The 9680-nt window shown below is 64.3% G+C and carries 2 protein-coding genes; both read left to right on the forward strand.

Going from position 1 to position 9680, the window contains the following annotated elements; all coding sequences use genetic code 11:
• Nucleotide 1 precedes the first annotated feature (1 nt).
• The gene (locus CR152_RS18945; protein WP_099877097.1) at nucleotides 2–3289 is read left to right on the forward strand and encodes an AMP-binding protein; all 3288 of its coding nucleotides are present in this window, start codon (nucleotides 2–4) and stop codon (nucleotides 3287–3289) included.
• Nucleotides 3279–9680, forward strand: coding sequence for a type I polyketide synthase (locus CR152_RS18950; protein ID WP_099877100.1), 6402 nt, complete (start codon nucleotides 3279–3281; stop codon nucleotides 9678–9680). Before CR152_RS18945 ends, CR152_RS18950 begins: the two co-directional genes overlap by 11 nt.

Consider the following 9680-nt stretch of genomic DNA (forward strand, 5'->3'; position numbering starts at 1 on the left):
CATGGCACAACGGAATTACATCGAAGAACTGCTGCAGGCAACACCCCAGGCGAGCGGGCTGCTGTTTCACGCCCTGAAGGATGGCAATAGCGCGTATCACATCGGCGTGGCGTTTCGCATGCGGGCGCAGGCGTCTCTGGACCGGATCCACGATACTTGGCATCGCATCCAGATGGCGCAGCCGGCCTTGCGCTCGGTTTTTGCTTGGCGGCGGCTGCGCACGCCCCACCAACTGATCCATGCCGTGCCGCGTATCGCGCTCGACTATGTCGCCACGACTTTGGATGCCGACATGGCGTCGGTCGGGCCGCGCTGCCTGGACTGGCTGGCGCAATCGAAAGCTGCGCCATTTGCGCTCGATCGTGAAGTTTTCCGCATCGTCTGCTTTCATGATGCCGATGCCGGCTTGCTCGATATTGCTTTTTCATTCCATCACATCCTGATGGATGGCTGGAGCAGCTCGCTACTGATCTCGCATTGGGTACAGGGATTGCGTGGACAACAGATTGCCGGACTCGAAGCACGGCAGTACCCGCAGCAGTTATGGCAAGGCTTGGACCCGCAATCGCTGCAGAAAAGCCGCGACCACTGGGAAGCGACTTTCCAGCGCATGTCCGATACCGGAGCGGCAGCGGGCACCCTGTTGCTGGTTGAACCCCTGTTCCGCCGCGCCGCCGACATCGATGCAAACCAGCGACCGCAGCCGGCCAGGGCCGGCAGTTGCTGGAATGTGGAACGCAAGCGGGGGGTCGAGGCCCTGTGCCACCAGGCCGGGGTGACGCCGGCCAGCTTCTTCTACTTGTGCTGGGCGCTGACACTGGCCAAACTCACCTTCCAGCAGAGTGTGACTTTCGGCTGCGCCTTTTCCGGGCGCGAGGCGGCGCTGGCGCACGATGCCGACCGGCAGCCGCTCGGCCTGTTCACCAATACAGTACCAATGATCGTCGAGCTGGACGGCAGTTGGAGCGTGCAGGCCGCGTTGCGCGCCGTGTTCCAGACCCTGCAGCAGACCCAGCACCATGAAAAAACCCCACCGCTAACCGTGCGTGAAGCGGCCGGTCAACGTGGCGAGCTGTACGATTCGCTCGTCGTATTCGACAACTACCCGATCGACTCCGGCTTGCAAGACGCCGCCGGCGGAGCCCACCTGTTGTCGCTGCACAGCGAGGAGAGCACCCACTTCGGCTTGACGCTGACGGTGTCCGGTATCGACAGCTGGCGCGTCGAGCTGGGGGCCGGCGAGCAGTATCAGGGCCGGCCAGAGGCCATCCAGGCGGCATTTCATGCCTTCGAAGGATTGGCGGCAGACCTTTTGGCAATGCCGGTCGCGGCGACGATCGGCGACATCAGCCTGAAACTAGCCTGTGCGGATCCGGCAGCGCCGGTCGTAGGGAGGACAAACTTGCAAGTGCCCGACATCAACGCCGTGTTGGCCGGCATGCATCGGCGCTTGATCGACTCGCCGGAAGCGGTTTTCCTCATCGACGGCGAACGACGCATCGTCAACGGCGAACTCGCCATCGGCATTTGCGCAATCCAGGCCAGGTTGCGGCAAGCCGGCTTCGTGGCCGGCGACCGGGTGGCCGTGCATCTGGAGAAGGGCTTGCTGTCGACCCAGGCAATCCTGGCCATCCTGTTTAACGGTGGCAGCTATGTCTATCTCAACCCGAAGGATCCGCCGCAACGCAAGCAGACGCTGCTGGCGTTGGCAAGGTGCGGTATCGTGCTCGACGGCGCATCGCTGCGCGATGAACTTGGCGCGGACGCAAACCGCTACCTGCTGCTCGATGCCGCGGTCGGCACTGCGCCGGCCCCGGCGACGGCAGAGCCGGTCTTGTGGCGTAGTCGCCGTCCGGCGGACGAGTTCTATTTCATCTTTACCTCGGGCACCACGGGTACGCCAAAGGGCATCTCGATCCGCAACGCGTCGGTGGCAAACCTGCTTGACTGGTTCGTCAACGAAACCGGCCTGACTCCGGCCGACCGGGTGCTAGGGCTGACCGACCTCAATTTCGACCCCAGCGTGGAAGACCTGTTCGGCAGCTTGGCCGCCGGCGCTACCTTGATCTATCCGCCGTCGCATGTCTTGCAGGAACGGCAGTCGTTCATCGAACTGATGCAGTGCGAGGCGGTGTCCATGGTCAACTTCATTCCCGGCGCCATTGCAGAGCTGATCCGGGGCGCCCCATTCCTGCCCGCCATGCGCATGTGGATTTTCGGCGGCGAGGAGCTGCCGCTGCGATTGCGCGACGAACTCCTGCAGCAGGGCTATGCAGTCCGCAACCACTATGGCCCCAGCGAAACCACGGTGGACTGCCTGTGTGCCGTTCAGTCGGTCGAACACGAGATCGCCATCGGTTGGCCGGTCCAGAATTCAGTGGCTTACTGCGCCGACGTGTTCGGTCAGCCCCTGCCTGCCGGCGTTCGCGGTGAACTGCGGGTCGGCGGCCTGCCGGTGGCGCACGGCTACGCCACCAATGCGGCCGAGTCGGCCCGCTGTTTCGTAGAGCGTAACGGCGATCTCTTCTACCGCACGGGCGATGCCGTGATCTTCTCGTCCGACCTGGGCTTCCGGTACTTGGGGCGGCTGGACGACCAGGCCAAGGTCAACGGTGTCCGCATCGAGCCGAGGGAATTGGAGCGGGTGATGGAGTTGCTGGCCGAGGTCAACACCAGCTGCCTGCTGCCGACCGTGACTGGCGCTGGCAAGCGCCAGTGGCAACTGTTCGTCGATAGCTCGGCCGCGTCCGACCAGTTGATGCCAAGGCTGCGAGAACACATTCGCCGGCATTTGCCCGAGGCATGGATGCCGGCACGAATCGTGGTCGTCGACGGCTTTCCCCGCACTGTCACCGGCAAGATAGACCGCAAGCGGCTGCTGGAGCTGGCCGCACAAGCGACCCAATCGCCGGCAAGCCAGCCGGTGGCGGCAGACGCGGTTCAAGCCAAGATACATGCCATCTGGAGCGAAGTGCTGGACGGCGCGATGGTGGCGACCAATGTCAACTTCTTCGATGCAGGCGGCAACTCGATCAAGATCATCGCGCTGCAGTCGCAGCTGCAGCAGGCATTTGGCCGGGAGATCGGCGTGGCCGTGCTATTCGAGCATTCGACCATCGCCGCCTTCGCCAACTGGGTCCGGCACGCTGACGGCATAGGCGCCAGCGCCGGTACGGCGCCGCACATAAAAATTTCCCAAGAACAACATCTGTCCTCAGCTAGAACCGGCAAGGACCGGCTGGCGAACAGGCGGCAGAAAGCACAAAGAGCTCAGTATCATGAATCGTGAATATACCGGCAGTGAAATTGCCATCATCGGCATCGCGTGCCGTTTTCCTCAAAGCCCGGACTGGCGCATTTTCTGGCGCAACCTGCTGCAAGGGCGCGAGTTAGTGTCGTTTTTCTCGCGGGATGCCCTGCTGGCCGCTGGTGTGCCGGCCGACATGGTGGACCGGCCCAACTATGTGCCGGCCAAGGCGGCGCTCGAAGATGCCGATCGCTTCGATTACGGATTTTTTGGCTACTCACAGCGCGAGGCCCAGAAGATGGACCCGCAACTAAGAGTGCTGCATGAAGTTTGCTACAACGCCTTGCTCGATGCGGGCATGAAACCCGGCCAGGAAATGCTGAACGCTGGCGTGTTTCTTGGCTCCACGCTTAACCTGGAGCGGCTGCAGCAATTTACGGGCGCGAGCAGCGATATTGCCGAGATGTTCGATGTCGGCAACTACAATGACCCGGCCGTGTTCGCCACTCAGATCGCCTACCGCATGAAGCTGAACGGGCCGGCCATCCATGTGCAGACGGCCTGCTCGACGTCGCTGGCAGCCGTGCATCTGGCGTGCAAGTCCCTGCTGGCAGGCGAGTGCCGGATGGCGCTGGCCGGAGGCGCCTGCATCACCGACCCGGTGGCGGGCGGCTATCTGTACCAGGACGGTATGATTCTGTCGCCAGACGGCCATTGCAAGACCTTCTCCGATCAAGGGCATGGCACTGTGAACGGTAACGGGGCCGGAGTAGTATTGCTCAAGCTGCTCGACGACGCACTGGCTGACGGCGACCCTATCCATGCCGTGATCGTCGAGTCGGGCATGAACAACGACGCGGACCGCAAGGTGAGCTTCGAGGCCCCGAGCGTGTTAGGGCAAGCCGAGGTGATTTCGCGGGTGTACCAGTTGGCCGGGGTGCCGTTTTCGTCGCTGGGCCTGATCGAAGCCCACGGCACCGCCACCGTACTTGGCGATCCCATCGAAATCGAGGCGCTGAACAAGGTCGCCACCGAGTTGCTGTCGCCCGAGGAATTGGACGGCTTCCGCTGTGCCATTGGCAGCGTCAAGTCGAACATGGGGCACCTCGACGCCGCTGCCGGCATCGCCGGACTGATCAAGGCCACGCTGAGCGTGCGTTTTGGCAAGATTCCACCTTCACTTCATTTTTCCCGACCCAACCCGCATCTTGCTCTGGACAAGACGCCGTTTTGGGTGCCGACCCAGGCCGAAGAGTGGCCTTCACGGCAGCCGGTTCGGCGTGCCGCCGTCAGTTCCTTCGGCATCGGCGGCACGAATGTCCATGTCCTGCTGGAGCAGGCGCCGGACCATGAGCCGGCCGCGTCCTCTGCCAGCCAGACGGCGCCGCAGGTCCTGCCGCTTTCCGCGGCCACCCCGGCGGCACTTGCCAGTCTGGTGGAAACCTGGTCGGCGCACCTGGATGTCGATCCGTCCGGCATGGCCGATTTGGCCACCGCTGCCGCTCAGCTGGCGCAGAACCGCGATGAATACCGCTGCCGCGCCGCCTTTGTCGCGGCCTCCAGCGCCAACTGGAAGCGGCAACTCGATGCGTGGGCGCTGCTGGACGGCGCCCGGCCAGTTCGCGACAGCCAGGTCTGGCTATTTCCCGGCCAGGGTTCGCAATCGCCAGAGATGGGTTTGCAACTGGCTGCCAGCTATCCGGAATTCGGCGAGCTGTATCAACGCCTGCTGGCACAGGCCGAACAACTGCTGGCGTTGGCGCCGGGCTATCTGACCGACTGCGTACGGCGTCCCGAGCAGCTGTCCACCCTCCATCTGCAGCCGATCCTGTATGCCTTGAACACGGCGCTTGGCATCTGGCTATCTCGCCTGGTCGGGCAGCCGGCGGGCGTATGCGGCTTCAGCCTTGGCGAGTTCGCGGCGGCCGCGGTCGCCGGGGTCTTCAGTCCCGAAACTGGCATGGAGCTGGTGGTGGCGCGCGCCCGGCTGATGGAAGCCATGCCCAGAGGCGCGGTCTTCGCAGCCAGCCGCAAGAAGGGTTTCGATGGCAACTTTCCACCGATGTTGTGGCGCGTTTCGGAACTCAGCCCCGGTACCTGGACGCTGGCATCGGCGCAAGAACACGCGGCCGAGGTCGAAGCTTGGCTGAACCGGGAAGGATTTGCCTTTAAACGTGTTGCCGTCTCCCACGCGTTCCATACCCCGCTGATCGAGCCCGCCGCGCGTGCGTTTGGCGAGCTGTTGCGCGGCTATGAACTGCGCGCCGCGCAGTGCGCGATCTACTCAACCGCCCTGGGCCGCAAGCTCTCGTCCGATGAAATGAGCGATCCGGATTACTGGGTCGGGCAGATGCTGTCCCCGGTCTTGCTCGGGCCGGCCCTGCAGCAAGCCGAAGCCGACCATCCGAGCGCGCTTTACCTGCAGGCCGGGGCCGGCGCCGACCTGCTGCAGCATGCACGCAAGTGGCTGGGGTTGGAGGCCAACCGGCTGGTCCCGACCTTGGGCAATGGCGGCGTCGGGCAGGAAGTGGACGCGATCCTGCAATGCCTGGCCACCGTCTGGGAGCACGGCGGCAAGCTGGAATGGCCGTTGCTGCAAGCAACTGCAGGGGTGAGCCCCGACCTGCCTCGAACCCATTTGCCAGGGCATGCCTTCAACCGTCGCGCCTGTCTGCCCTTGAACAACGGCCAGAGCGGCGCCGGCCAGACGGTGGCGTCACTGTTCTTCGGATCTCATATGTACAGCAAGGAGTGGGAGCAAGTCGATGCGCCGGTTGACGAAGACATGCGGCTGGAAGCCGCACCGGCGACTTGGATACTCTGTCGAGAGATAAGCGACCGGGAACGCGCACTGGCCGCCGCGCTCGGGCGCGAAGCGGATTGCCGCTTCATCGCGTGCGCGAACTGGGAGGGCGACTTCGATCGTATCGACGCCGAATTGCAGGACTGGCTCTCGCAGCAGGGGTTGCAGGCGTCCGCCGCGATGGATGTCATCGTTACCAGTCTGCTCGATGAGCTCGATGCGCGCCAGGCTCAGTTCTGGGCGTTCTGGTTGCCGGTCACTTTGGCGCGCTGGAGTTCAGCCCAGCAGCCGGCGCCTAGATTGCGCCTGCTGTTCCCCGCCACGCAAATGGCGGCAATACAGGGCAACGAGCCCTTGAATGCCGAGAAGAGCCTGCTGCAGGGGCCCTTACTGATCGCGCCCGAGGAATACACCGACATTGCCACACTATGCGTCGATCTGGACAGCGCCACAGTCGCCGACATCGCCGGCGCGTTGCAACCCTGGCTCGAACATGGCTGGCGTGGCGGCCAGTTCTGCGCTTTCCGGCAAGGGGCTTACTGGCGCCAGCGTGTGAGCGCGCAAGTACAAAAGCAGCCGCTCGAGCGCACGTTGCCGCAGATTGACCGCAACAGCTCGGTCTTGGTGACCGGCGCCAACGGCGGCATGGGGACGGCTATTGCGCGCCATCTTGCACACGTCTACCGTTGTAATCTGCTGCTGCAGGTACGCAAGCCACTGCCGCCACGAGCGGACTGGCCGGCGCACATCGCCGGCAATGGTCCTGACGCCGCTTTCCTGCGGCATGTGATCGCGCTGGAGGGTGAAGGTAGCCGGGTCAACGTGCTGGTGGCTGATCTTGGCGACGAAGCAGCGCTGTCAAAGGCGTTTGGGCCCGTTTTCCAGTTGGCGCAGTGCGGCGGCCGGATCGATTATGTGTTCCACACCGCTGGCCGGGGCGAGGGCGCCATGATGCAAATGCGCAGCGAAGCCGAGTCAATCCGCACACTGGCTCCCAAGGTCGCCGGCACGCGCTTCCTGTGCCGCAATCTGGACAAGCTCGGAAATCCGACTTTGCTACTGTTCTCCAGCCTTGGCAACCTGCTGCCCAAGGAGAAGGTTGGCCAGGTCGCCTATGTTGCCGCAAACGCCTGCCTCGAAGCCTATGCCGCGCTGGTTCGCAGCCAGGGAAGGCGGGCACTGGCCATTGCCTGGGATGACTGGGCCGAATCCGGCATGGCCACACGCTCGGCGCAGCAGCTGGACCAGGCGCTCGGCCAGCCGGGTGCGCTGTCCTCTGATGGCGTTATCTGGCGCAGCAGTCTCGATGCAAAGGGGGATTGGTGGCTGGACGAACACCGGATGGATGACTCGACCACCGTGATGCCGGCAATGGGCATGGTGGCGCTGGTACACAAGGCGCTGCGGGCGTCCCGCGGGGATGCCGGCGCCTTCTCACTGAAGAATATCGCGATCGAGCAGCCGCTGGTCGCCGTTGACGGGGCCGAGCCCGACGCGGTAGTGGCGTTTGCCGCCGACTTCAACGCGTTTGAACTGTTTTCAGGCACAGGCGAATTCTCCCGCGAGAGCTGGCGCCGGCATGCCACCGGCAAGATCCGTCCGGCCGATCAGGCACCTGCATCGCCGGGTGTGTCGGCCGCAGGCAGCAGCCTGTTCCGTGCGGTCGACGGCATCGGCGTTAGCCCCAAGGCAGCGTTGACCTTCGGCCCCCGCTGGCGCAACGTGGTCGCCGTCGACCGGTTGGCGCCGGATACGATCGTCAGCCAATTGCAGTTGCCTGACGCCTACCACGGCGAGGCAACGGCCAACGGACTGCATGTCGCTCTGCTCGACACCGCCAGCCTGATCGGCTCACCGCTGGAGGAAGACATCCAGCTCGCTCCCGTGTCGATCGGCGCGTTCACTGGCTTCGCGCCGATGACCGACCACGTCCGCAGCCACGTGCACATCACCGACCTTGGCGGCAGTAAGTTGCTGCAGGTTCGAATCTGTTCGGAAGCAGGTGAGTTGTTGGTGGCAATCGATGACCTGCTGCTGGTCGATGCGTCGGCGGCACTGCAGGACGGCGAAGTCAGACGTCACAGCGTGATGCGCCTTGCCGATGAGGCCACGCAGCGGGCCAACTTTGCCTTTGTCACCCGGATGGAGCCGCGCAAGGTCCCAGGTCCGCAAGAAGTCGAAATCGAAGTCAAGGCTGCCGGGCTCAATTTCAAGGATGTGCTCATTGCGTTGGGCGTCCTGCCGGCGCCGGCCGACCCGAGCATGACCTTCGGCCAGGAAGCGGCTGGCGTCGTAACCCGTGTTGGCAGCGAAGTGACGGAGATTAAGATCGGCGACCGGGTGATGTGCGCCGGCCATAGCTGCCTTGCCGAACATGTGATCATGCCGCAGCGCGTGGTGGCAAACATGCCGCCGACCCTGGGATTCCGGCAGGCAGCCGGGGTGCCGGTGGCCTTCACTACCGCCTGGATCGCCCTGCGCCACGCCGCCAATCTCAAGCGGGGCGAGCGCATCCTGATCCATTCCGCTGCGGGTGGCGTAGGGATGGCGGCGCTGCAGATCGCGCTTCACCTGGGCGCCGAGGTGTGGGTGACGGCCGGCACCGAGGAAAAGCGCCAGTTGCTGCTCGGTATGGGAGCCAAGGGAGCCGCCAATTCCCGGAGCCGTGAGTTCGGCGAGGCATTCCGCCGCGAGCTCGGCGATCGGCCTTTCGACGTGGTTCTCAACGCACTGGCCGGCGAACTGCTGGAGGAGAGCGTGTCGCTGCTGGCGCCGCAAGGCCGGTTTCTGGAGCTGGGCCTGCGCGACATTTTGCAGAACTGGAAGCTGGGGCTGTCGATCTTTGCCGAAGGCGGCAGTTTCCACGCCGTGCAAGCGGGGGCCGACCATCCGGCCTACCGCCAGGCTTGGGCGGAAGTGGTCGACCTGCTGGCGCAGGAGGCGCTCAGGCCCCTGCCGACCCGGACTTACCCGGCCAGCGAGATTGGCGAGGCATTCCGCTTCATGGCGCAGGGGCGGCATGTCGGCAAGATCGTGATCGCCATGGAAGAACGTGGCGAGGCACGCGGCTTTGCCGCCAAGTTGCGCGCAGAGGGCCTGTCCGATGCCGAGGGGGCGCGGATCGCAATGGCGATGGCGGCGCTCGCAAGGCAATCGCCAGCACCCTTTGTCGCTGTTTCCAAGCTGCCGATCGGGGTGGTGCTCGAGAAGCAGGCCAGTACCCAACAAATGCTGTTCAGTGCCGGCGCCCGGCTGGCTGGCGCGGAAACCGGCGCAACTCCGGCTGCCGATTCGCTGCAGGACGCCGACGCTGAGACCTTGCTGCAGGCAATGCGGGCGATGCTCGAGGGTTTTCTCGGTGTCGAGGGTTTGGATATTGATGCCAGTTTCTTCGCTTTGGGAGCGACCTCGCTCGATCTCATTCAGTTCGCCAAGCGGCTGGAGCACCGCATGGGCCGCGATATTCCGGTGGCATTGCTGTTCAAGGCCGCTTCCCTGCGCGAGTTGAGCCGGGAGTTGGCGCCGCAGCCGGCAGCCGGCACGGCAGCCCCGGGCGTCCAACCCATGCTCGATGATAAACGGCGCGCATTGCAGACCCGTCGCAAGCTGCGGGGTACCAGTGCAAGCTAG

Origin of the sequence: Massilia violaceinigra, from assembly GCF_002752675.1 — a bacterium.
Lineage (GTDB): Bacteria > Pseudomonadota > Gammaproteobacteria > Burkholderiales > Burkholderiaceae_D > Telluria_A > Telluria_A violaceinigra.